The 21575-nt window shown below is 71.9% G+C and carries 19 protein-coding genes and 2 pseudogenes; 9 read left to right on the top strand and 12 right to left on the bottom strand.

The genetic code is table 11. The features are described from left to right. Positions 1-161: 161 nt before the first annotated feature. The gene (locus tag O7626_RS26915; RefSeq protein ID WP_278063870.1) at positions 162-437 is read left to right on the top strand and encodes a DUF6458 family protein; all 276 of its coding nucleotides are present in this window, start codon (positions 162-164) and stop codon (positions 435-437) included. Between the two features lie 116 nt (positions 438-553). On the opposite strand, the gene O7626_RS26910 is transcribed toward O7626_RS26915, so the two are convergent. After that, a complete protein-coding gene (locus O7626_RS26910; protein ID WP_278063869.1) occupies positions 554-2494 on the bottom strand; it encodes an ABC transporter ATP-binding protein in 1941 nt (646 codons plus the stop codon). A 200-nt stretch (positions 2495-2694) separates the two neighbouring features. Here O7626_RS26910 and O7626_RS26905 point away from each other — a divergent pair, with 200 nt between their 5' ends. Then, positions 2695-4167 (top strand): MFS transporter, encoded by a 1473-nt coding sequence (locus O7626_RS26905; protein ID WP_278063868.1) that lies wholly within the window; start codon positions 2695-2697, stop codon positions 4165-4167. Positions 4168-4198: 31 nt separating this feature from the next. Here the strand turns inward: O7626_RS26905 and O7626_RS26900 are convergent, their stop codons facing one another. The 6 genes from O7626_RS26900 to O7626_RS26875 all read right to left on the bottom strand — a co-directional run bounded on the left by O7626_RS26900 (position 4199) and on the right by O7626_RS26875 (position 11641). Beyond that, positions 4199-5908, bottom strand: coding sequence for a glycoside hydrolase family 13 protein (locus O7626_RS26900; protein WP_278063867.1), 1710 nt, complete (start codon positions 5906-5908; stop codon positions 4199-4201). 214 nt (positions 5909-6122) lie between these two features. After that, a complete protein-coding gene (locus O7626_RS26895; protein ID WP_278063866.1) occupies positions 6123-7148 on the bottom strand; it encodes a LacI family DNA-binding transcriptional regulator in 1026 nt (341 codons plus the stop codon). A gap of 106 nt (positions 7149-7254) precedes the next feature. Continuing rightward, on the bottom strand, positions 7255-8223 hold the full coding sequence (locus O7626_RS26890) for a carbohydrate ABC transporter permease (RefSeq protein ID WP_278063865.1): 969 nt from the start codon (positions 8221-8223) through the stop codon (positions 7255-7257). A 1-nt stretch (position 8224) separates the two neighbouring features. After that, a complete protein-coding gene (locus O7626_RS26885; protein ID WP_278063864.1) occupies positions 8225-9289 on the bottom strand; it encodes a sugar ABC transporter permease in 1065 nt (354 codons plus the stop codon). A 78-nt stretch (positions 9290-9367) separates the two neighbouring features. Beyond that, positions 9368-10711: an ABC transporter substrate-binding protein gene (locus tag O7626_RS26880; protein WP_278063863.1), complete on the bottom strand. Its 1344-nt coding sequence runs from the start codon at positions 10709-10711 to the stop codon at positions 9368-9370. A 174-nt stretch (positions 10712-10885) separates the two neighbouring features. Next, a complete protein-coding gene (locus O7626_RS26875) occupies positions 10886-11641 on the bottom strand; it encodes an HD domain-containing protein (RefSeq protein ID WP_278063862.1) in 756 nt (251 codons plus the stop codon). A 128-nt stretch (positions 11642-11769) separates the two neighbouring features. On the opposite strand from O7626_RS26875, the gene O7626_RS26870 reads away from it, so the two are divergent. Next, positions 11770-12549 carry a peptidoglycan DD-metalloendopeptidase family protein gene (locus tag O7626_RS26870; protein ID WP_278063861.1) on the top strand — a complete coding sequence of 260 codons (780 nt, stop codon included), beginning with the start codon at positions 11770-11772 and terminating at the stop codon, positions 12547-12549. 196 nt (positions 12550-12745) lie between these two features. Here O7626_RS26870 and O7626_RS26865 read toward each other — a convergent pair whose 3' ends face one another. From O7626_RS26865 to O7626_RS26850, 4 genes and pseudogenes are all read right to left on the bottom strand, one after another. Then, complete coding sequence (locus tag O7626_RS26865; RefSeq protein ID WP_278063860.1) at positions 12746-12889, bottom strand: GPGG-motif small membrane protein; 144 nt, start codon at positions 12887-12889, stop codon at positions 12746-12748. Positions 12890-12892: 3 nt separating this feature from the next. Beyond that, positions 12893-13666 (bottom strand): metallophosphoesterase, encoded by a 774-nt coding sequence (locus tag O7626_RS26860; RefSeq protein ID WP_278063859.1) that lies wholly within the window; start codon positions 13664-13666, stop codon positions 12893-12895. A gap of 13 nt (positions 13667-13679) precedes the next feature. Beyond that, on the bottom strand, positions 13680-13955 hold the full coding sequence (locus O7626_RS26855) for a hypothetical protein (RefSeq protein WP_278063858.1): 276 nt from the start codon (positions 13953-13955) through the stop codon (positions 13680-13682). A 92-nt stretch (positions 13956-14047) separates the two neighbouring features. Continuing rightward, a pseudogene (locus O7626_RS26850) lies at positions 14048-14593 on the bottom strand (nucleotidyltransferase); the annotation flags it as partial. A gap of 126 nt (positions 14594-14719) precedes the next feature. On the opposite strand from O7626_RS26850, the pseudogene O7626_RS26845 reads away from it, so the two are divergent. Continuing rightward, positions 14720-15328 (top strand): annotated as a pseudogene (locus tag O7626_RS26845) (thymidylate kinase); the annotation flags it as partial. Between the two features lie 259 nt (positions 15329-15587). On the opposite strand, the gene O7626_RS26840 reads toward O7626_RS26845, so the two are convergent. Further along, positions 15588-16313, bottom strand: coding sequence for an SDR family NAD(P)-dependent oxidoreductase (locus tag O7626_RS26840; RefSeq protein ID WP_278063857.1), 726 nt, complete (start codon positions 16311-16313; stop codon positions 15588-15590). A gap of 318 nt (positions 16314-16631) precedes the next feature. Here O7626_RS26840 and O7626_RS26835 point away from each other — a divergent pair, with 318 nt between their 5' ends. The 5 genes from O7626_RS26835 to O7626_RS26815 all read left to right on the top strand — a co-directional run bounded on the left by O7626_RS26835 (position 16632) and on the right by O7626_RS26815 (position 21570). Next, positions 16632-17540 carry a MurR/RpiR family transcriptional regulator gene (locus O7626_RS26835; RefSeq protein ID WP_278063856.1) on the top strand — a complete coding sequence of 303 codons (909 nt, stop codon included), beginning with the start codon at positions 16632-16634 and terminating at the stop codon, positions 17538-17540. A gap of 114 nt (positions 17541-17654) precedes the next feature. Beyond that, positions 17655-18731, top strand: a complete 1077-nt coding sequence (gene murQ / locus O7626_RS26830; RefSeq protein WP_347404813.1) for an N-acetylmuramic acid 6-phosphate etherase — start codon at positions 17655-17657, stop codon at positions 18729-18731. Between the two features lie 478 nt (positions 18732-19209). Further along, positions 19210-20220 (top strand): sigma-70 family RNA polymerase sigma factor, encoded by a 1011-nt coding sequence (locus O7626_RS26825; protein WP_278063855.1) that lies wholly within the window; start codon positions 19210-19212, stop codon positions 20218-20220. Between the two features lie 272 nt (positions 20221-20492). Then, the gene (locus O7626_RS26820; RefSeq protein WP_278063854.1) at positions 20493-21347 is read left to right on the top strand and encodes a helix-turn-helix transcriptional regulator; all 855 of its coding nucleotides are present in this window, start codon (positions 20493-20495) and stop codon (positions 21345-21347) included. 16 nt (positions 21348-21363) lie between these two features. Continuing rightward, positions 21364-21570: a DUF397 domain-containing protein gene (locus O7626_RS26815; protein WP_278063853.1), complete on the top strand. Its 207-nt coding sequence runs from the start codon at positions 21364-21366 to the stop codon at positions 21568-21570. The last annotated feature ends 5 nt before the right edge of the window (positions 21571-21575 follow it).

The following is a 21575-nucleotide window of genomic DNA, read 5'->3' as shown; positions in this document are numbered from 1 at the left end:
GCCGGCACAGGTCAGCCCGGCGCTCCTCCGCCGCACCGCCCTCGGTGGCCGCGAACCCGGCGCACCGTAACCCGCTGTCCAGCGCAGAGCACGATTCGCCGGGGCGGCGACTGGGTAGCAACTCCGATGACAGCCAAGCATCCCCCACGAGGAGGCATGTCATGGGAATCGGCACCAGCATCTTCCTGATCGCGCTCGGTGCGATCCTCACCTTCGCGCTCAACGTCAGCGTCGGCGGCCTGGACCTGGACGTGGTCGGCTGGATCCTGATGGCGGCGGGCGTACTGGGCCTGATCATGACCACGGTGATCTGGGGCAACCGGCGTCGCGCGGTTACCACCACCGCCGAGCCGACCGAGTACCGCGAGGTCAGGACGACCGAGCCGACCGAGTACCGCCGGGTCGAGGAGCGGCGCGACGTGCTGCCGCCCCGGTAGTAACGGCGGAGCACGGACGTCGGGGCCGGCTGGGGTGTGACTCGGTGGCTGGGGGCACCGGGCGCACGCCGCACCCCAGCCGGCTGACTGGAATAGCGTCGCCGGGGACCCGGGTGTCACATTCCGGCTGATCCGCCGGCCCGTTCGGCGTAGCCGCTGGCCTGGAGGTCGAAGAGTTCGCGGTACAGGCCGCCGGCCGCCATCAGCTGGTCGTGGTCGCCCTGATCGACCAGCCGGCCGTCCCGCATCACGTAGATCCGGTCGGCGTGCCGCACGTTCGCCAGCCGGTGCGTGATCAACACGACGGTCCGGCCCGGATGCCGGCGGAACTGCTGGAAGAGCGCGTGCTCGGCCCGGGCGTCCAGCGCGGCCGACGGCTCGTCGCAGATCAGCAGCCGGCCGTCCCGGTAGAGCCCCCGGGCCGCCACCAACCGCTGCCACTGGCCGCCGGAGAGGTCGTGGCCGTCCCGGAAACCGCGGTCGAGCAGCGTGTTGTAGCCGTGCGGCAGCCCGCTGACCATCTCGTGCGCCGAGGCCGCCCGCGCCGCCTCCACCACGGAGGGTCCGGCCTCCTCGGCCCGGTCGTACCTGCCGATCGTGATGTTCTGCCGGGCCGTGAACGGAAACCTCCACCAGTCCTGGCTCAGTACCGCCACCTGGGCGGCGACACTGCCCGGGTCGAGCGCACCGGTCGGCACGCCGTCCCAGCGGATCGTCCCGCCGGTCGGCCGGTAGAGCCCGGCGAGCAGCTTGGCCAGGGTGGTCTTGCCGGAGCCGTTCTCGCCGACCAGGGCGATCACCTCACCCCGGCGTACGGTCAGGCTGACCCGGTCCACCGCCGGCTTCTCGGTGTCCGGGTAGTGCAGGCTGACCTCGTCGACCTCGATCTCCTCGAAGCCGGTGACCTCCGCCCCGCCCCCGCTGCGGGTACGCCCGTCAGCCCGCTCCAGGAAGGTCAGGAAGTCCCGGTAGTAGAGCGCGTCCTCGTACAGCGCGTTCGTGGCGTGGATCGTGTTGCCCAGGCTGGTCCGGGCGGCCTGGAGCGCCAGTAGTGCCGTCGCGGCGGCGGCCAGCGGCACCACACCGGCCAGCAGCAGCCAGCCGAGGACGGCGTAGACCGCGAAGGTGGCCAGCCCGGCCACCGAACCACCGCCGACCCGGGTCGCCGTCTGCGACCGGACCAGCCGGAGCTGGGCCCGGGTCTCCATCCGCATCACCCGGCGGTACTCGCCGAGCAGGAACCCCCGCATCTGGTACGTCCGCACCTCGACCGCGGTGTGCCGGTTCGCCATCAGGGTGGCGAGCATCCACATCCGGCGCCGCCGGGTGATCCGGGCCAGCAGCGCGACGTACTCCCGGCGGGCGATCCGGACCGCGGTGACCGCCGACGGCACCGCCGCGACCAGCAGGCAGGGCAGCAGCAGTGGCTGGATCACCGTGACGGCGGCGGCGGTGGCGACCACCCCGACCAGCCCGGTGATCAGGTTGACCGTGTCGTCGACGATCGACGCCGCCTCGGCCATGCCCCGGTCCCGGGCCCGGTCCATCTCCTCGGCGAAACCGGCGTCGTCGAAGGCGGCCAGGTCGACCGCGGTGGTCGCCTCGAAGAGCCGTAGCTCGACCCGGTAGTTGATCTGCGGGGCGAGCCGGGCCTGGGCCCAGCCGGCCGCGATGGTCAGGCCGCCCTTGGCCATCACCGCCAGGGCCGCCACCACCAGGCTGGGAGCCGCCGAGCGGACCCGGTCCGGGGTCGGCCCGGAGGCGAAGAGTTCCCGCAGTACGGTGCTGGTGGCGAGCAGCCCGAACGTGATCATGGTGCCGGCGACGACGTTCAGGCCGATCGCGGCCAGCGTGTCCGTCCGGCTCACCCGCCAGGCCAGCACCACCGCCTCGCGGACCAGCGCCGGCAGTTGCCGGGCCACCGCCCAGAAACTCGTCTCGGCGAACGTGGCACCGTGGTGCATCCACCCGGCGTCGGCCAGCTCCGGCAGCGCCGCCGGATCGTCCCGTTCCTCCTCCCGGGCGGACTCGGCGACCCGCTGCCGTACGTTCGTCATCGTCGGCTCCACCGCACCTCCACCGAATCCGGTGTCGAGACATCCGCCGCGAACCTTCCCGCCATTACGCAGGGTCGCGCGAACACTACGATGCCGTACCGGGGGCCGGACCGGAATGCCGTACCAACCAGCGGATTCCGGATACGCCACCCGGCGACACCGTCACCTCGGCGTTACCTGATCCTGGTTAGGTGCCGGAGATGACGATCGGTGGCCGGCGAGTCGCCCGGGGCGGGGGCCGGGTCCACCGGTTCTACAGCGTCGCGGTCTTCGTCGTACTCGCCTCGCTGGACAACGTGGCGATCGGGCTGGTGCCGCCGCTATACGGCTCCATCGCACCTGCCCTGGACGTCGGCGTCGGCGCGATCGGCGCGGTCACCGCGACGGGTTTCCTGGTCAGCGCGGTTGCCGCGGTCGGCTGGGCGTACGTCGGGGACCGGTCGAACCGCAAGCCGCTGCTGATGGTCGGCACGCTGCTCTGGGCCGCCGGCACCGCCGGCAGCGCGCTCGCCCCGAACTATCCGGCGTTCTTCGGCGCGCAACTGCTGGCCGCGATCGGGCTCGGCGCGGTCGGATCGGTCGGCTTCTCCGTGGTCACCGACCTGGTCAGCCCGCGCCGCCGGGGGGTGGTGCTGAGCTTCTGGGGCCTCTCCCAGGGCGTCGGCACGCTGGCCGGCACCCTGGTCGGCGGGGTGCTCGGCGCGCAGGACTGGCGTCGCCCGTTCCTGCTGCTCAGCGTCGTCGGCCTGGTGGCGACCCTGGCCTACCTGCTCACCTACGACATCCGGCGCGGCCAGAGCGAACCGGAGCTGACCGGCGCGCTGGCGGTCGGCGGGGACTACGACTACCGGATCAGCCCCGCCGACCTGCCCGGCATCCTGCACCGCCGGACCAACCTCTGGCTGGTGATGCAGGGCCTCACCGCCCAGGTGGCGTTCGGCTCGCTGGTCTGGCTGCCAGCCCTGTTCCGGGAACGGGCCGAGGCCCAGGGGTACTCGTCGGCCACCGCCACCGTGCTGGGCAGTGTCTTCGCCGTACTCTTCCAGCTCGGCGGGGTGCTCTCCATCGTCGGCGGGCTGGTCGGCGACGCCGCGCAACGGCGTACCCCCCGGGGTCGTGCCCTGGTCGCGGCGGTCGGCGTGCTGGCCGCGGTGCCGTTCTACGCGGTGCTCTTCTTCGTGCCGCTCCGGATCGACGTGCCGGACGGTGCCGGTGCCGGCGCGGTGGCCGCGGCCGTGCTCAGCAGCGTCTTCACCGAGCCGACCGTCGGGCTCAGCCTGCTCACCGCCCTGCTCGCGCTCGGCCTCACCTCGGCCAACTCGCCGAACTGGTTCGCGCTGATCGCCGACGTCAACCCGCCGGAACACCGGGGTACGGTCTACAGCCTCGGCAACCTGGTCAACGGGGTCGGCCGGGCGACCGGGAACGGCCTGATCGGGGTGGCCGCCTCGGCGCTGCGCGCGGCGTTCCCGCCACCGCTGAACTTCGCCGTCGGGCTCGCCGCCTTCCAGCTGTTCTTCCTGCCCACCGGGATCATGTACTGGCTAGCCTCGCGCAGCGCGCCCGACGACATCCGCCGGGTGCACGAGCTGCTGCGCGCACGGGCGGCGGAGGTGGCCCCGGACGACGCCGGACCGGCCGGGAATTCCCACCCGACCGGCCCGGCCCGCTGACCACGATCCAGAGTTGACTCGCCTGCTCGGCTCAGTCCGAGGCGCCCTGCTCGGCGACCCGGAGCCAGACGGTGACGTCGGTCGGCACCCGGCCGTCGGCGTCCAGCGGGCCGCTGGCGTGCACCAGCTCGGCACCGGCCGGCAGCTCGACCGGGTCGGCGCCGAAGTTGGTCAGCACCCGCAGGGTCCCGTTGCGGAAGTAGAGCACGTCGTCCGGGCTGGTCAGCCAGTACACGGTGCCGGCGCCGAGCCGCAGGTCGCGGCGCAGCCGCAGGCTGGTCCGGTACAGCTCGTACGTCGAGCCGCCCACCCCGCGCTGCCGGTCCAGGGCGTACTCGGCCCAGATCGCCGGCTGCGGCAGCCAGCTCGCGTCGGTCGGGCCGAAGCCGTACGACGGGGCGTCCGCCTCCCACGGGATCGGCACCCGGCAGCCGTCCCGGCCCCGCTCGGTGTGCCCACTCCGCTGCCAGGTCGGGTCCTGCCGGGCCTCGTCGGGCAGCGTGGTGTGCTCCGGCAGCCCCAGCTCCTCGCCCTGGTAGAGGTAGGCGGAGCCGGGCAGGGCCAGCATCAGCAGGGTGGCCGCCCGGGCCCGGCGCAGCCCGACGACGCCGTCCGGCTGCGGATCGTCGACGCCGATGCCGAGCGGCCGGCGGGTGCCGACCGGCAACCCGAGCCGGCTGGCGTGCCGCAGCACGTCGTGGTTGGAGAGCACCCAGGTGGTCGGTGCGCCGACCGCCTCGTTGGCGGCCAGCGAACGGGTGATCACCGCGTACTGGATCGGGGCGGTCCAGGCCGCCTCCAGGTACTCGAAGTTGAACGCCTGGTGCATCTCGTCCGGCCGGACGTACCCGGCCAGCCGCTCGGCCGACTGCACCCACGCCTCCGCGACCAGGATCCGCTCGCCCGGATATCCGTCCAGGACCCGCCGCCAGTCCCGGTAGATCTCGTGTACGCCGTCCTGGTCCCACATCGGCGGTCGCGGCCCCTCGGTGCCCTCCCCGGTGACCGGTTCCACCGGCGGGTGCCAGTCGGCCAGGTCGGCCTGCTTGACCAGCCCGTTCGCCACGTCCACCCGGAAACCGTCCACCCCCCGGTCCAGCCAGTACCGCAGGATGTCCCGGAACTCCTCGCGCACCTCGGGCAGGTCCCAGTTGAGGTCCGGCTGTCCGGTGTCGAAGAGGTGCAGGTACCACTGGCCGGGGCTGCCGTCCGGTTCGGTGACCCGGGTCCAGGCCGGGCCGCCGAAGACGCTGCCCCAGTCGTTCGGCGGTTCGTCGCCGCCGGTGCCCCGGCCGTCCCGGAAGATGTAGCGCTGCCGCTCCGGACTGCCGGGCCCGGCGGCCAGCGCGGCGGTGAACCACGGGTGGGCCGCGGAGGTGTGGTTCGGCACCAGGTCGACGATGAACCGCAGGCCGCGGGCGTGGGTTTCGGCGATCAGCCGGTCGAGGTCCGCCAGTGTGCCGAAGAGCGGGTCCACTCCCCGGTAGTCGGCCACGTCGTAGCCGGCGTCCGCCTGCGGCGAGGGATAGAACGGGGACAGCCACACCGCGTCCACGCCCAACTCGACCAGGTGGTCCAGCCGGGCGATGATCCCGGGCAGGTCGCCGAAGCCGTCGCCGTCGGAGTCGGCGAAGGAGCGGGGATAGATCTGGTAGATGACCGCGTGCCGCCACCACGGCCCGACCTCGGCCGGCCCGTCGCCCAGGGCCGGTCCGGGGTCCGATCCGATGCTGGCGGACATCGCCTCGCTGCTGTTCAGGGTGCTCTCCCATCGCCTCGCGCCTCGCGGGCGGCCCGGGGTACGGCTCCGCCCGTCGAGATCCAGTCTTCCGCAGGACCGGGCTCCAGTCTTCCCGAGGGCCGGGCCAGGGCCTTCCGGAGACGGCGTGGGTGCGACCTGGCGGGCCGCCTGGGCGGCGGACCGTCGACCCTGCGGCTCTCCGCCGGGACGGGGCTCAGGCTGTTTCGGGCGGGGCGGTCGACTCGCGTAGGACGAGCCGGGTGGGCAGGACCACCGGCGCGGGTTCCGGCTCGGCCCGGGTCCGCTCGGCCAGCGGGCCGAGCAGCGTACCGGCGGCCAGCCGGCCCTGCTCGGCCGCGGGCTGGGCCACGGTGCTCAGCCCGAACGCGGCGGACAGGTCGTGGTCGTCGACGCCGATCACGCTCACCTGCTCCGGTACCCGCAGCCCGGCCAGCCGCAGCCCGCTGCACACCCCCATCGCCAGCTCGTCGCAGGTGGCGAAGACCGCCGTCGGCGGGTCACCGCGGGCGATCAGCCGCGCGGTGGCCGTCCGGCCTCCCTCGGCGTCCGCCGGGACCTCGGCGCCGAGCCGGGGGTCCGGGGCGATCCCGGCGGACTCGAGCGCCTCCCGGTAGCCGTGCTGCCGCTCCTGGTGCGCCGGGTGCGCGAACTCGTCGGCCGGGTCGCCGCGGACGCAGGCGATCCGCCGGTGCCCGAGCCGGAGCAGGTGCTCGGTGGCGGTCCGGCCGGCCGCCCGGTCGTCGATCCGGATGCTCGGCCAGCCCGGCACCACCGTGCCGGCGCCGACCGTGACGCCCGGCAGCGCCAGGCCGGCGATCGTGGCCAGGTCGTCGGCGCGCATCGGCGTGCCGACGAGCATCGCCGCGTCGACCCGTTTGGGCAGCGTGGACCGGTGCAGCAGCCGGCTCCGGGCGTGCCCGCGACCGCCGAGGTTGTGCAGCAGCAGGTCGTACCCGGCGGCGTGCAGGACCTCCTCGGCGGCGTCCAGCACGGCACCGACGAACCAGGGGGTGAGCCGGGGGACGAGCGCGGCGATGGTGCCGGTCCGGCCGCCGGCCAGCCGGGAGGCGCTGGGCGAGACGGTGTAGTCGAGTTGCTCGGCGGCGAGCAGTACCCGCATCCGGGTCGTCTCGGAGACCGTCGGCAACCCGCGCAGCGCCCGGGAGACGGTGGCGGTGGAGACCCCCGCCAGCCGGGCCACGTCGTCGATTGTGGTCACAGTGCTGCCATCCTGATCCGGCCGTACGCCGGGCACGGCTGCCCCGTCCGGGGCCCGGCTGCCGGGCGGCTCGCCTGCCCGGCAGCCGTCGGCCCGGGACGGCCGGTCAGCCCTTGACGCCCCCGGCGAGCAGGCCGCGTACGAAGTAGCGCTGGAGGGAGAGGAACACGATCAGCGGTACGACGATCGAGATGAACGCGCCGGAGGTGAGCCGCTGCCACTCGTTGGCCCGGGTGCCGGCCAGCTCGGCGAGGCGTACGGTCAGCGGTGCCGTCTCCCGGCCGCCACCGGCGAAGATCAGCGCGACCAGCAGGTCGTTCCAGACCCAGAGGAACTGGAAGATGGCGAACGCGGCCAGCGCCGGCACGATCAGCGGCAGCACGATGGAGCGGAAGATCTTCGGGTGGGTGGCGCCGTCCACCCGGGCCGCCTCCATCAGGTCCTTCGGCAGCTGCGAGATGAAGTTGTGCAGCAGGAAGACGGCGATCGGCAGTGCGAAGCAGGTGTGCGCGAACCAGACCTGGAGGAACTTCTCCTCGTCGTCGAGGTTCCACGCCGGCATCAGTTCGACGCCGCCCAGGCTCACTCCCTCGGAGAAGAAGCTGAGCAGCGGCACCAGGGCCATCTGCAACGGCACGATCTGCAACGCGAAGACCGCGATGTAGATCCAGTCCCGGCCCCGGAAGTTGATCCAGGCCAGCGCGTACGCAGCCAGTGCCGCGAAGGCCAGCGGGAAGAGTACCGACGGGATGGTGATCACCAGCGAGTTGACGAAGTAGCCGGCGAGCTGCCCGGAGCTGGCGGAGCGGCCGAAGAGCACCTCCTGGTAGTTGCCCAGGGTGAACTGCGGGTTGCTGAAGGCCGTCCACCAGCCGGTGGTCTTGATCTCGTCCTCGGGGCGGAACGAGGAGACGAAGAGGCCGAAGGTCGGCACCGTCCAGATCACCGCGATCAGGATCGAGACGCCGGTGGCGACCGGGTTGTTGAGCCGGCGGCGCACCCGGGCGGCCCGGGTGACCGGCGGGGTGGCCACCTGCTGGGTGCCGGTGAGCGCGGGCGGGGTCGTGGTGGTCATCTCAGGCCTCCCGCTGCTTGCGCAGGTTGCGGATCTGGTAGATCACGATCGGGATCACCAGTACGAAGAGGAAGACGGCGAGCGCTGACCCCTGGCCGGTCTGGCCGAACCGGAACGCCTGGTTGTACATCTCGTTGGCGATGACACCGGTGTCGAAGTTGCCGTTGGTGGTGGTCCGGACGATGTCGAAGACCTTGAGGGTGGCGATCGAGACGGTTACCACCACGACGATCAGGGCCGGCCGGATGCTCGGCAGGGTGATCCGCCAGAACATCTGCCACGGGTTCACCCCGTCCAGCCGGGCCGCCTCGACGACGTCGCCGGGGATCGCCTTGATCGCGGCCGAGAGCACCACCATCGCGAAACCGGCCTGGATCCAGATCATGATCACGATCAGCAGCAGGGTGTTCAGCGGCGGGTCGTTGAGCCACTGCCGGGGCTCGCCGCCGAACATCATCCAGACCTGGTTGAGCAGGCCGATCTGGTCGTACTCGCCGGAGCGGTAGGCGTAGACGAACTTCCAGATGATGCTGGCGCCGACGAACGAGATCGCCATCGGCATGAAGATGAGGGCCTTGGCGATCGACTCGAACCGGGCCCGGTCGACCAGGACGGCGTAGAGCAGCCCGGTGCCGGTGGCCACCAGCGGCACCAGGACCACCCAGATCAGCGTGTTGGTGAGGATGCTGGAAATCTCGTCCTGGGTGAACATCCACCGGTAGTTGGCCAGCCCGACCCAGCGCTCGCTGCCACCGTCCATGAAGGACAGGATTGTGGTCCGGACGGCCGGCACGACCAGGCCGATCGCCAGCAGCAGCAGGGTGGGCAGCAGGAAGAAGAGCGCGAGCCCGCCCTCCGGCCGGTTCGCCACCGAGCGGCGGCGCGGCCGGGGGCCGCCGGCCGCCGGGCCGCCGGTCGAGGCCGCGACCAGCGCCGCCTCCCGGCGTCGGGCGAACCAGTTGGGTACGACGTCGAGCAGCACGAGCAGTCCGCCGACCACGACCGCGAAGGCGATCAGGCCGTAGAGCAGCATGAGTAGCTTCGGTGCCTCGTCGGCGAAATCCATCAGCGCCTCCAACGCCGGAAGGGACGACAAAGAAGCCGACGGTCCGGCCCGCGTGCTGCGGGCCGGACCGTCAGGGGGTCACTTCGGCCAGGAGCCTTCGACGAAGTCGAGGGTGCTCTTGGTGTCCTTGCCGTTGACCCAGTCGATCATGCCCTTCCACAGGGTCCCGGAGCCGACGGCGGCGGGCATCAGGTCGGAGCCGTCGAACCGGAAGACGGCACTCTTGTCGAGCAGCACCTCCATCGAGAGCTTGTCGACCGCCTGCTCGACCTTGCTGACGTCGAGCTTGTTGTTCGGCGTGATCCAGTTGCCGAGCCCGGCTCGGGAGTTGGCGTACTCGCCGGTCATCAGGTATTGCCGGACGGCCTGCACCGCCGGGCCGTCGGTGAAGGCCACGGTGAACTCGCCGCCGCCGAGCACCGGCTTGCCCTTGGCCGGGTCGACGGCCGGGAAGTAGAAGGCGTAGATGTCGCCGTCCGGACCGACCTTGGTGCCCTCCGGCAGGTAGTTGGCGTAGAAGTTGGCCTGCCGGTGCATCGAGCACTGGCCCTGCAGGATCGGCAGCCCACCCTCCTGGAACGGGGTGGTGGTCAGGCTCTTGACGTCGCCGTAGCCGCCGTTTACGTACTTCGGGTTCTTCAGCACCTGACCGGCCTGGTCGACGGCCTGGACCACCCGGGGGTCGTTGAACGGGATGCCGTGGCTGGTCCACTGGTCGTAGACCTCCGGCGGCTGCGTACGCAGCATCAGGTCCTCGATCCAGTCGGTCGCCGGCCAGCCGGTGGCCTCGCCCGACTCCAGCCCGACGCACCACGGCTTCTTGCCGTCCGCCGCGATCTTGTCGCTCAGCTCCATCAGCTGCTGCCAGGTGGTCGGCACCTGGTAGCCCTTCTCGGCGAACGCCTTCGGCGAATACCAGACGAAGGACTTCACGTTGGCGCCCAGCGGGGTGCCGTAGAGCTGCCCACCGGCGGTGGCGTACTTGAGCCAGTCGGCCGGGTAGTTCGCCTCGGCCAGGCTCTTCTGCTCGGCCGTCATCGGCTTGAGCTTGTTGGCCCCGGCGAACCGGGCGAGCAGTCCGGGCTGGGGGATGAAGGCGAGGTCCGGCGGGTTGCCGCCGTCCACCTGCACCTGGAGCTGGGCCTCGAACTCGCCGCTGCCGTCGTAGTCGATCTCGATGCCGGTGCAGTCCTCGAACTGCTTCCACGACTCCCGGAGCAGGTCGGCCTCCTTGTCCCGGATCGACGCGTAGATGGAGACGTTCTCCCCGTCGTGACCCTGGTAGGCCGAGTAGGGGGCGCACTCCGCGGAGTCCGGGTCGAGCCCGCTCCCACTGTCGCCGGAACAGGCGGTGGCGCCGAGTGCCAGGGTCAACACACCGGCGATCGCGAGGGCCTGGCGTGGTCTGGACTGGACCGCCATGCCGTCCTCCTTTCGTGCCGGCGTGTCCGGTTGCCTGTTGGCTTCCGCGCCGGCCTGTGGGCGTCCCCACATGTAAGCGCTTGCAGCCAAAGGTCGTCCAGACCCGGAGAGCCACGAGGCCGTAACGATTCGGAAACCCGACGACCCGCGCCGACCGGTAGGAGGGACGGCCGGCTATCCGGCGCCGGGAACCGCCGGGGCGGCGCCGGGCTCGTCGAGGATCGCCGCGAAGCGCTGTTCGGCGAGGTCGAGCTGGCCGAGGATGTGTGCCCGGGCGTCGTCGTCGAGCGGGGTGTCCGGCCGGGTCACCAGGTCCCGGAAGAGCGGCACCAGTGGACGGTACTTCCGGGCCGAGCGGTGCACCTTGTCGCCGGTGGTGTGGATGACCCCCACGCCGTTGTCGGTGAAGTCCGACATCTTGATCACCCGGGCCCAGGGTTCCCGGTCCAGGCTCTCCGCCAGGTGCGCGCGGTACTGCTCGTCCCGGTCCAGCGCGGGGTCGTACTCCGGATTGGTCACCGCCGCGATCAGCCGGGCCACCCGGGGGTTGAACCGCCGGGCCACCTCGGCCAGCGCCGCCTCGGTGGTCGCCGGCCCGGTCGTCCCGGCGGGCCGGCCGGCGAGTTCGGCCGGATGGTCCTCGACCGCGTCGTGCAGCAGCGCCGCCACGATCACGTCGACGTCGGTCACCGCGTAGTAGCAGATGATCCGGATCGCCACCCGGAGCAGGTGGTTGAGGTAGGGCTCGCGGACCCGGCGGTCGTCGCGGTGCAGCGTGCCGGCCAGCTCCAGCGCCGCCGCCAGCCGGGCCCGCTCCGCCGGGTCGAAACGCTCCGTCTCCAGCCGGAACCGGTCCCGCAGGCCGGCCTCGCCGTAGACCTCGGTCACGGCGTGCAGCGGCATGCTCCTCAGGTACGTCGGTGCGGCCATGTCGTTCAGGTATACCGGATCGACGCCAGCGGCGAGCCCTCCCCGCGCCCGGCGACACCCTTCCGCTTCTTGAAGTTTTCTGCCACAGTCAATCCATACATGGAAAATTTTCGCCATGGGAGGTACCCGTGCGTTCCCGCCTCGTCGCCACTCTCGGCGCCGGCCTGCTGCTGGCCGCCGCGGTGCTGGTCCCGGCCTCGCCGGCCGCCGCCGCGCCCACCTTCAAGGTGCCGTTCCCGTGCGGCCAGTCCCGGTCCGGACAGACCCGGACCAACCACAGCCCGGCGTACGCCGTCGACTTCAACCGGACCGACGACCAGGGCGACCCGGTGGTGGCCAGCGCCCCCGGCACCGTCGACGTGGTCGCCGACCTCGGCGGCACCAGCTACGGCAAGTACGTCCGGATCAACCACGGCAGCGGTTACACCACCTACTACGCCCACCTGAGCGGCTTCAACACCGCCGTCGGGCGGACCGTCGGCCACGGCACCGTGATCGGGTACGTCGGCACCACCGGCGGCTCCACCGGCCCACACCTGCACTACGAGCAGCGGCTGAACGGCTCCGACATCCAGGTGCGGTTCAACGGGACCCTCGCGCTCTACTGGGGAACCCGCAGTTACACCAGCGACAACGGCTGCTCGGGCGGCGGCACCGGGTCCGGCACGGTGAACACCGCGGGCAGCCCGCTGACCGTCCGGTCCGGCCCCGGCACGGGCTACTCCTCGGTCGGCACCGTCGCGGACGGCGCCGGGGTCACGATCCACTGCCAGACCACCGGGACGACGGTCACCGGCACCTACGGCACCAGCAACATCTGGGACCGGATCGGCACCGGCCGGTTCATTTCCGACGCCTACGTGCTCACCGGTTACGACGGTTTCATCCCCGGCGTACCCCGGTGTTGAGGTCCGGCCACCGGTAGGCCGGAAAAAGCGAATCGCCGGAGCCGCCGGGCCCGGGTCCTCCAGGGGGAGAGGGAGACCCGGGCGCGGCGACCCCGGCTTGCTTGTTTCGTTCCTGAGGTTCGTAGGGGCTTCGGGAAGAGGAACAGGGGCTCTTCAAGCGATGGGGGGCCGGCGGTGCGCCGTCGTCGGCCCCGCGTCAATTGAAGATGCTGACCCCGCCGGGGCCGACGAGCAGGCCGACGACGATCAGCACGATGCCCCACAGGATCTGCCGCCGGAAGAGTGCAAGCACACCGGCGACCACCAGCACAACCGCGAGAATCCAGAGCAGTAGTTCCATGACTCAGGAAATACCCCCGGCGCTGATCGCGGAAACCTTTCCCGCGGTGGCTCCCGCGTACGGCGGATGCAGGTGGAACACGCTGTACGCCTGCTTGATCACCGGGTGCGCCACGTTGCGCACCCGTACCCCGCCCGGCGTGGTGCCCCGCTCGGTGCCGGCGTGCGCGTGCCCGTGCACCGCCAGCTCGGTCGGGGCCGAGTCGACGGCCTGACCGAGCTGGTACGAGCCGAGGAACGGATAGATCTCCAGCGGCTCCCCGGCCAGCGTGTCGGGTACCGGGGCGTAGTGGGTCAACGCCACCCGCACGTCGCAGTCCATCTCCCGCAGCGCCTCGCCGAGCTGCTCGGCGATCGCGCTGGTGGTCCGGACGAACGCCTTCATCTCCGGCTCGCCGAACTCGCTCGCGCACCGGCCGGCGAACCCGCCGCCGAAGCCCTTCGCCCCGGCGATGCCGAGCCGGGTCCCGGAGCAGTCCAGCACCACGTTGGTGCCCTCCAGCACCAGGATGCCGGCGTCCTCGAGCACCCGGATCACCCCCGGCACCTCGTCGCAGTGGTGGTCGTGGTTGCCGAGCACCGCGACCACCGGTACGCCGAGGTTGCCGAACTCGGTCGCCACACAGCGGGCCTCGGACTCGGTCCCGTGCCTGGTCAGGTCACCGGCGAGCAGCAGGACGTCGGCGCGCTCCGGCAACTCTTCCAGTGCCGGCCGGAACCGCCCGACCACGTCCTGGTCCATGTGCACGTCGCCGACCGCCGCGATCCGGATCACCATGTCGTCACCTCCCTCACCGCAACTCCTCCACCTCGGCCGGCGCCTGGGCCCGGATCAGTCCGATGTCGACGGTCACCGGTACGTCCGGGAAGTGCTCCAGCACCGTCCGGAGGATCTCCTCGCGGCGCTGCGCGCTCTCCACCTCGCCGCAGAGCACCACCGAGTGGTCCCGGCGGGTCACCGTGATGCCCTGTTCGGCGATCTCGGTACGTTCGGTGAGCAGGCGCTGGATCGCCGCCTCCAGATAGTCGTCGGGCGGCTCGCCGCCACCCGTGCCGCGCTGGTTCATGTCGCCACCTCGCTGTGCTCGTCCATCCCCCGCATTCCCTGCTCCGTCGCGGCCGACGCGTAGCGCCGCTGCTCGCCGGTCGGGCGGTAGGGCAGCACGTCGAGCCGGTCCAGCAGCACCAGGAAGGCTTCGGCGTACGGGGAGTGCGCCGTCTCCTTGCGTACCCGGTCCCAGTCGATCTGCTCCCGCAGCGAGCGGGCCAGCGGCAGCCCGCGGGCGAAGTCGCAGTAGTGCTGCGAGAAGCTGAGCAGCTTGTGCACCATCAGGTGGGTGGCCGACAGCACCGGCATGTGGATGGCGTCGACCGGGCGGACCACGGTGTCCCGGAAGGTCTCGTCGGTCACCGGGGTCTCGATCGGCCGGTGGATCAGGTCCACCATCCGGTCGTCGTCCCAGACCTTGACCAGCCAGTCCTCCGGCGGGCGCTCGGCGGTGAAGCCAGCCTCGACAAGCGCTTCCAGGGCGCGCTCGGTGTCCTGCTCGCGGATGAGGAAATCGACGTCGTGGTCGCTGGAGTGGCCGCCGTGCGCGTACACCGCGAAGCTGCCGCCCAGCGCGAAGGGGATCTCGGACTGCTTGAGGACGGCGGCGACCCGCTTGAGGGTGGCAAGGAGGGTCTCGTCGCCGCGGTGATCCATCAGGCTCTCCCTGTCGGTGTCGTGGACATCTGGTCAATGGGGTGGAGATTTACCGTTACCCGGCACTTCGTTCCTTCACACCTGACCGGGCTCGGGGGCTGCGGACGCCGGGTACCGTTGCTGGGCGTGGCCCCAACTCTGCTCCAGCGGCGGAACGGGGGACGGCTGCGGGCCGTGGCCCTGGTCGGAATCGACGGCTCCGGCAAGACCACCCAGGCACACCGACTGGCGGACGCACTGACCGCGGGCGGCGTTCCGGCGACGTACTGGCAGAACGCCGGCGGTCGGCGGTGGTTCGGCCGACTGGCCCGCAAACTGGGCCGGCGGGACGCCCAGCGCCTACTGGGCCGGGACGGGATGCTGCTGGCCGAGTCGGCACTGCGCTGGCTGGCCATCGCCCGGGCGCTGCTGCGCTCCCGGCTCCGTTCCCGGGTCGCCGTGATGGACCGCTACTCGGTCTGCCAGTACGCCAGCATCCGGGCGCACGGCGGCGGCGGGCGCTGGGAGGGACTCGCCCGGCTGCTCTACCGGATCTTCCCGCCGCCCGAGCTGACCTTCCTGCTGGCGGTGGACCCGGGCGAGGCGTACCGGCGGATCGAGGCCCGGGGCACCGACCACGAGAACATCAGCTATCTGACCGCCGGAGCCGCGGCGTACCGCTCGCTGCCGGAGTTCGGCACCTTCGTGGTGGTGGACGCCAACCGCTCCCCGGACGAGGTGACCCGGGCGATTCAGGCCGGGCTGCGGGAGTGGCTGCCCGCCGACCGCCTCCCGCCCGGTCCCGACACCGTAAGGCCGAAGACGCCGGGCGCACCGGAATCCGTGCCGAAGACGCCGGGCGCACCGGAATCCGTGCCGAAGACGCCGGACGCACCGGAATCCGGGCCGAAGACGGCGGAGACGCCGGAATCCGGGCCGCAGGAGGCGGAGCCGGCCGCCCAGTCCTCGGGGACGCACGGACCGGCGGCGGAGCCGGCCGCGGTGGGCTGGCCGGTCAGGCCCGGCCGTACACCGGTATCGCCGCACCGCTCGTCGGCGCCGACTCGTCGCTGGCCAGGAAGCGGATCACCGCGGCGATCTCCGCCGGCGCCACCCAACGGGAGTGGTCCGCGTTGGGCTGCGCCGCCCGGTTGGCCGGCGTGTCGATGACGCTGGGCAGCACCGTGTTGCACCGCACCCCCGCCTGCCGGTACTCCACGGCGACCGCCGAGGCGAAGGCGAGTACCGCCGCCTTCGACGTGACGTAGCCGGCGGCGCCGGGGAACGGCGCGAGCGCCGCCCGGGAGGCGACGCAGACCACCGAGCCGCCGCCGGCCGCCAGCAGGTGCGGCAGCGCGCTCCGGGTGACCAGGTGGGTGGGGCGCAGGTTGCGGAGCAGCATCCGGTCGAAGTCGTCTACCGGGGTCTCGTGCACCAGGCCGCCGGAGGCGTACCCGCCGGCCAGGTTCACCACGGCGCGCAGCGGCGTCCCGGCGTCGCCGGCGGCCACCCGTACCGCCCGGTCGACCTGTTCCGGGTCGGTGAGGTCCGCCGCCACCCGCAGCACACCGTTGCCGGCCTGCTCCGGGGCGGTGGCTGGTCCCGGGCCGGTGGCCGGCTCGGTCCCGCCGGCCGGCCGAACGGGTACGACCACCCGCCACCCGGCCGCGACGAACGCGGCACTGACCGCCCCGCCCAGCCCGCCCGCTCCGCCGCTGATGAGCACACTGCGATCCGCCATACCCGTCACGCTATCGGCAGCCCGCCGCCGCACCGGACGGTGAACCGCCGGAAGGCCCGGCGTCGGGGCGGAGGAGAGCCGTCCGGACCGGTGCCCCCGGACGCCGCGCGCACCACTCCGGTAGCCTATCGATGGATGACTATTCATCCGGATGCCGCCCCGTGGTGCGGCTCGGTGACCCCGCCGAGACGAAGGTGTGGTGGGAATGGCACGCTCGGCTGGGCTTACCGGCCGCTTTTTCCCACCCGTTGGGCGTACTTTCGCAGGTGTAGCGCGTCACGGTTGACGCTCCCGCCTCCGTGAAAGTAAGTTTCATCCGTGGTGAAGACTGCGAAGGTTTCTGCGAGTCACGAGACAGGTGGGCTGATCGTCCATATCAGCGGCCTGCTCCCGTCGCTCTCGCCCGCCGAGCAACGGGTCGCCCGGCTCGTCGTGGCCGATCCCGCGGACGCCGCTCGCCGGACCATCACAGACCTGGCGACCGCCGCCGAAACCTCCGAGGCCACCGTCATCCGGTTCTGCCGCTCGGTCGGCATGGAGGGCTACCCGCAACTGCGGATCCGGCTCGCGGCCGAGGCGGCCCGCCGGGTCGAGCCGCCGGACGCCCGGGTGGTGGGCGGCGACATCCCGCCCGGCGCCGACCTGGCCCAGATCATCGCGACGATCGCCTTCAGCGACGCGCGGGCGGTCGAGGAGACCGCCGAACAACTCGACCCGGCGGTCTGCGAGCAGGTGGTCGAGGCGATCAACAGCTCCGGCCGGGTCGACATCTACGGCGCGGCGGCGAGTGGCTTCGTCGCCTCCGACTTCCAGCAGAAACTGCACCGGATCGGCCGTACCGCGTTCTACTTTCCCGACGTGCACACCGCGCTCACCTCGGCGGCCCTGCTCGGCAGGGGCGACGTCGCGATGGGCATCTCGCACACCGGCACCACGCTGGACACGATCGAGGTGCTGGAGCAGGCCCGCGCCCGGGGGGCGACCACGGTCGCCCTCACCAACTTCCCGCGCTCGCCGATCACCGACGTCGCCGACCACGTCCTCACCACGGCGGCCCGGGAGACGACGTACCGGTCCGGTGCGATGGCCAGCCGGCTCGCCCAGTTGACCGTCGTCGACTGCCTCTTCGTGGGAGTCGCCGCACGCAACCGGGCCAGAGCGAAGAAGGCCCTGGAGGTCACCGCCGAAGCGGTGCAGCCGCACCGGGTCAAGGGGAGGCGGGCATGAGAAGCGAGCAGATCGGGTCGTCCGGCGCGACGGCGTCGCGGGGCGGCGCGCGCGGCGAGGCGGCGGCCGGATGAGCGGTCGGCGCTGCGGCGGTCGAGGTGCTGGGGGGCGGACATGACGGCCGGACGGGTCGAGCCCGGTGCGCCACCCGCCACCCCGCGTCCGGATTCCGGCGCGGGGTCCTCTTACCCGACGCCGACCGAGCCGGACCACCGGCCGGACGGTGTGCCGGGACGGCCCGGCGACCCCGGCCCGACCGTGGGCGTGGCCGAGGAGCCGGACCGGCGGGCCGTGGTCCGGGTCAGTTCCCCCACCGAGCGGCGCAACCCGCGCAGCTTCGACCTGGACCTGCTGTCCGTCCGGGACGTGCTGAAGGTGATCAACGAGGACGACCGGCGGGTGCCGGCCGCCGTGACGAAGGTGCTGGACGAGATCGCGGTGGCGGTCGAGCTGGCCGTGACGGCGCTGCGGGCCGGGCACCGGGTGCACTACTTCGGCGCGGGCACCTCGGGGCGGCTCGGCGTGCTCGACGCCGCCGAGCTGGCACCCACCTTCAACGTGCCGGACCGCTGGTTCTGCGCCCACCTGGCGGGCGGGCCGGACGCGATGTGGCGGGCCGTCGAGGATGCCGAGGACGACGAGGCCGGCGGTGCCGGAGAGGCGCGTGACTGCGTACGCCCCGGCGACCTGGTGGTCGGGCTGGCCGCCAGCGGGCGTACCCCGTACGTCCTCGGTGCCCTGCGGGCCGCCACGGACCTCGGTGCCGACACCGTGCTGATCTGTGCCGATCCACGCGCCGCGGCGGCCCGGTCGGTGACGGTGTTCATCGGGGTCGAGACCGGCCCGGAGGTGGTTACCGGCTCGACCCGGATGAAGGCCGCGACCGCCCAGAAACTGGTGCTGAACGGGTTTTCCACCGCCGTGATGGTGCGTCTGGGGCGGGTCTATTCAAACCTGATGATCGACATGGTCGCCACCAACGCCAAACTCCGGGGACGCATGATCTCGATCCTCGTGGAGGCGACCGGGTGTGCCGAGGAGGTCGCCCGGCACGCGCTGACCGAGGCCGACGGTGACCTGAAGGCCGCCCTGGTGTCGCTGCTGTCCGGTGCTGCCGTCGCCGACGCCCGGGCCGCGCTGGACCGCTCCGCCAACCAGGTACGCCCCGCGATCGCCCTGCTCACCGGCTGACCCCCGGCCCACGCGCCGGCGCCCCGGCCCGCGACCGGAGCGTGCCGAAACCGACGCGCGGACGACCGACGTGCGGACCGGGGGACCGACGCGTGGGCCCGGACTATCGCCGGGCTCCGGATTGTTGACCGGGCGGAGGGGTAACCCTCCGGCGGGCGGGATGAACCGACCGGCCGGGCCGTACGTAAGACGAGGCGTGACGAGAATCGCAGCAACCTGGTGACGTGGATCGCTGTGTGTCGTTGTGTGGCAGTGGTCCGATAAGCCGGTCGCCTTCTGTCCCAGCCCCCCAGGCTGCGGTGACCGCCGGTAGCAGCGCACCCGATCGGGACGACTGACAGCAAACGTCGATCGTGCTTTCAGCAACTACTCAGCCATTCGTGACACTTTCGACTCACCAGATGGAATCCCTAACGCGTCTCAACTGTTGTGTAGGTGTCAGCACCGCGGGGCACAGCGGAGGTTACGGGGAGGGCTGATGAACGTGGGGATGGCAGGAGCAGGAACCCGGGCCACCGGGAGGAACGACGAGGGGACCGTGGGGAACGTGGAGAAGAAGATCGTGATGCGGACCGACGAGGTCGCCGAGGAGCGCGACCTGGTCGGCGTGTACCTGCACGAGATCTCCCGCACACCGCTGCTCGATGCCGCCGCCGAGGTAGACCTCTCCAAGGCCATCGAGGCCGGCCTCTACGCAGAGCACCTCATCGACTCCGAGAAGCTTCCGGCCGGCGTCAGCCGCGCGGAGCTGGAGCGACTGGTGGTCGAGGGGGAGCGGGCGAAGGACCTCTTCATCCGGGCCAACCTCCGGCTGGTGGTCTCCATCGCCCGCCGGTACGTCCGCTCCGGGATGCCCATGCTGGACCTGATCCAGGAGGGCAACACCGGTCTGGTCCGGGCGGTCGAGAAGTTCGACTACGAGCGGGGCTACAAGTTCTCGACGTACGCGACCTGGTGGATCCGGCAGGCGATCAGCCGGGCGATCGCGCAGCAGGAGCGCACCGTACGGCTGCCCGTGCACCTGGTCGAGGACGTCAACCGGATGCGCAACGTGGCCCGTCAGCTCACTCGTGAGCTGGGCAGCGACCCGGAGCCGGAGCAGATCGCGGCGGCGCTGGGCGTGACCGTGGAGCGGGTGCACGAGCTGGTCCGCTGGTCGCAGGACACCGTCTCGCTGGACACCCCGGTCGGCGACGACGGGGACACCAACCTCGGTGACCTGGTCGCGGACAGCGACGCACCGTCGCCGGAGGAGATCGTGCTCACCGGCCTGGAGCGGCAGCGCATCGAGGGCCTGTTGAACCACCTCGACGACCGGTCGGCCGGGATCATGCGCGCCCGGTACGGCCTGGAGGACGGCCGCGAACACTCGCTGACCGAGGTTGCCTCCCGGTTCTCGCTCTCCCGGGAGCGGATCCGGCAGCTGGAGATCCAGGCGCTGGGCCGGCTGCGCGAGCTGGCCCGGGCCGAGGGGCTCCAGGCGGCCTGAGCGGACCCACAGCCGGTGCTCCAGGGGAGCATCCCGGCACCACCGACGAGCACCCGGCACCATCGACGAAGCCGAGCGGCCGGCGTCCGACAGGGACGCCGGCCGCTCGTCGTCCCCGGGGTTCGGACGGTGGGTGCCTGCCCGGCGCGGCACCGGATGCGCCAACTAGGGTGACCGGCACCACGACAGTGAGTTCCGCTCGCGTCGCAGGGAACGCCGTGACCGGACGGGCGGCGTGCCAGGTACCGACGGAGGAATTCGGGGAGGACTCCGTGCCGATCAGTCCGACCGCCCGGCGTCGCCGGCTCGGCATCGAGCTGCGCCGCCTGCGCGAGCGGGAGCAGCTCACCCTGCTACAGGTGGCCCAGCGGATGAAGTGTTCCGACGCCAAGATCTCCCGGATCGAGGCGGGCAAGCACTCCACCCGGACCCGGGACGTCCTCGCCCTGCTCGACATCTACCAGGTGGCCGACGAGCGCACCCGGGAGGTGCTGGCCACCCTGGCGAAGCAGTCGACCCAGCGCGGCTGGTGGGTCACCTACGGCGGCGCGATCCCGGACTGGTTCGAGGTGTACGTCGGACTGGAGTCCGAGGCGACCGAGATCCGTACCGTGGAGACGCATCTGGTGCCCGGCCTGTTGCAGACCGAGGCGTACGCGGCGGGGCTGATCCGGGCCACCCAGCCGCTCGCCCCGGCCGAGGAACTCACCCGGCAGGTCGAACTCCGGCTGGCCCGGCAACGGCGGCTCTACGAGCACGATCCGATGCGGCTGCGGGTGGTACTCGGCGAGGCGGTACTGCGCTGCCGAGTCGGCGACGCGACGATCATGCGGGAGCAGCTCGGCCACTTGGCGCTGCTGGCCGAGCGCTCCAACGTCGAGCTGCGGGTGGTCCGGTTCAACAGTCCGGCGTACACCGCATTCGGCCGGCCGTTCGCGATCCTCGGCTTTCCCGAGCCCACCGATCCGGGCCTCGTCTACACCGAACATCGGACCGGCGCGCTCTACATCGACGAGCCGGCCCAGATCGCCTCCTTCGCGCTTGCCTTCGACCACCTGGTTGCGGCAGCGTTGTCGCGGAAAGAATCGGCGCGGCTGCTCAGGGAGACGGCGGCCTTCTGGACGTGAGGGAGGGCCGGACGGGATGCGGCCGGACGAAGACACGCTGACCTGGAAAAAGAGCCGCCGATCTGGCGGCGAGGGCGGCAACTGCGTGGAGGTGGCCCGGCTCGGGACGGGCGTCGCCGTGCGTGACTCGAAGGACACGCTCGGGCCGGTACTCCGGTTCGGGGTGAGCGCCTGGACCGCCTTTCTCAGCGGCTTCGTCGTCGACGGGAGGCTGCCCGGCTGACCGGC

Origin of the sequence: Micromonospora sp. WMMD1102 (assembly GCF_029626265.1) — a bacterium.
Classification (GTDB): Bacteria; Actinomycetota; Actinomycetes; order Mycobacteriales; family Micromonosporaceae; genus Plantactinospora.
Note: the sequence above shows the minus strand (reverse complement) of the source record. Positions and strands in the feature narration are given on the sequence as shown.

Excerpts from the sequence above, each read along its gene's own strand:
- O7626_RS26915 (WP_278063870.1), top strand. The coding sequence starts at position 162 with ATGGGAATCGGCACCAGCATCTTCCTGATCGCGCTCGGTGCGATCCTC.
- O7626_RS26910 (WP_278063869.1), bottom strand. The coding sequence starts at position 2,494 with ATGACGAACGTACGGCAGCGGGTCGCCGAGTCCGCCCGGGAGGAGGAA.
- O7626_RS26905 (WP_278063868.1), top strand. The coding sequence starts at position 2,695 with ATGACGATCGGTGGCCGGCGAGTCGCCCGGGGCGGGGGCCGGGTCCAC.
- O7626_RS26900 (WP_278063867.1), bottom strand. The coding sequence starts at position 5,908 with ATGTCCGCCAGCATCGGATCGGACCCCGGACCGGCCCTGGGCGACGGG.
- O7626_RS26890 (WP_278063865.1), bottom strand. The coding sequence starts at position 8,223 with ATGACCACCACGACCCCGCCCGCGCTCACCGGCACCCAGCAGGTGGCC.
- O7626_RS26885 (WP_278063864.1), bottom strand. The coding sequence starts at position 9,289 with ATGGATTTCGCCGACGAGGCACCGAAGCTACTCATGCTGCTCTACGGC.
- O7626_RS26880 (WP_278063863.1), bottom strand. The coding sequence starts at position 10,711 with ATGGCGGTCCAGTCCAGACCACGCCAGGCCCTCGCGATCGCCGGTGTG.
- O7626_RS26875 (WP_278063862.1), bottom strand. The coding sequence starts at position 11,641 with ATGGCCGCACCGACGTACCTGAGGAGCATGCCGCTGCACGCCGTGACC.
- O7626_RS26865 (WP_278063860.1), bottom strand. The coding sequence starts at position 12,889 with ATGGAACTACTGCTCTGGATTCTCGCGGTTGTGCTGGTGGTCGCCGGT.
- O7626_RS26860 (WP_278063859.1), bottom strand. The coding sequence starts at position 13,666 with ATGGTGATCCGGATCGCGGCGGTCGGCGACGTGCACATGGACCAGGAC.
- O7626_RS26855 (WP_278063858.1), bottom strand. The coding sequence starts at position 13,955 with ATGAACCAGCGCGGCACGGGTGGCGGCGAGCCGCCCGACGACTATCTG.
- O7626_RS26840 (WP_278063857.1), bottom strand. The coding sequence starts at position 16,313 with ATGGCGGATCGCAGTGTGCTCATCAGCGGCGGAGCGGGCGGGCTGGGC.
- murQ (WP_347404813.1), top strand. The coding sequence starts at position 17,655 with ATGACGGCCGGACGGGTCGAGCCCGGTGCGCCACCCGCCACCCCGCGT.
- O7626_RS26825 (WP_278063855.1), top strand. The coding sequence starts at position 19,210 with ATGAACGTGGGGATGGCAGGAGCAGGAACCCGGGCCACCGGGAGGAAC.
- O7626_RS26815 (WP_278063853.1), top strand. The coding sequence starts at position 21,364 with ATGCGGCCGGACGAAGACACGCTGACCTGGAAAAAGAGCCGCCGATCT.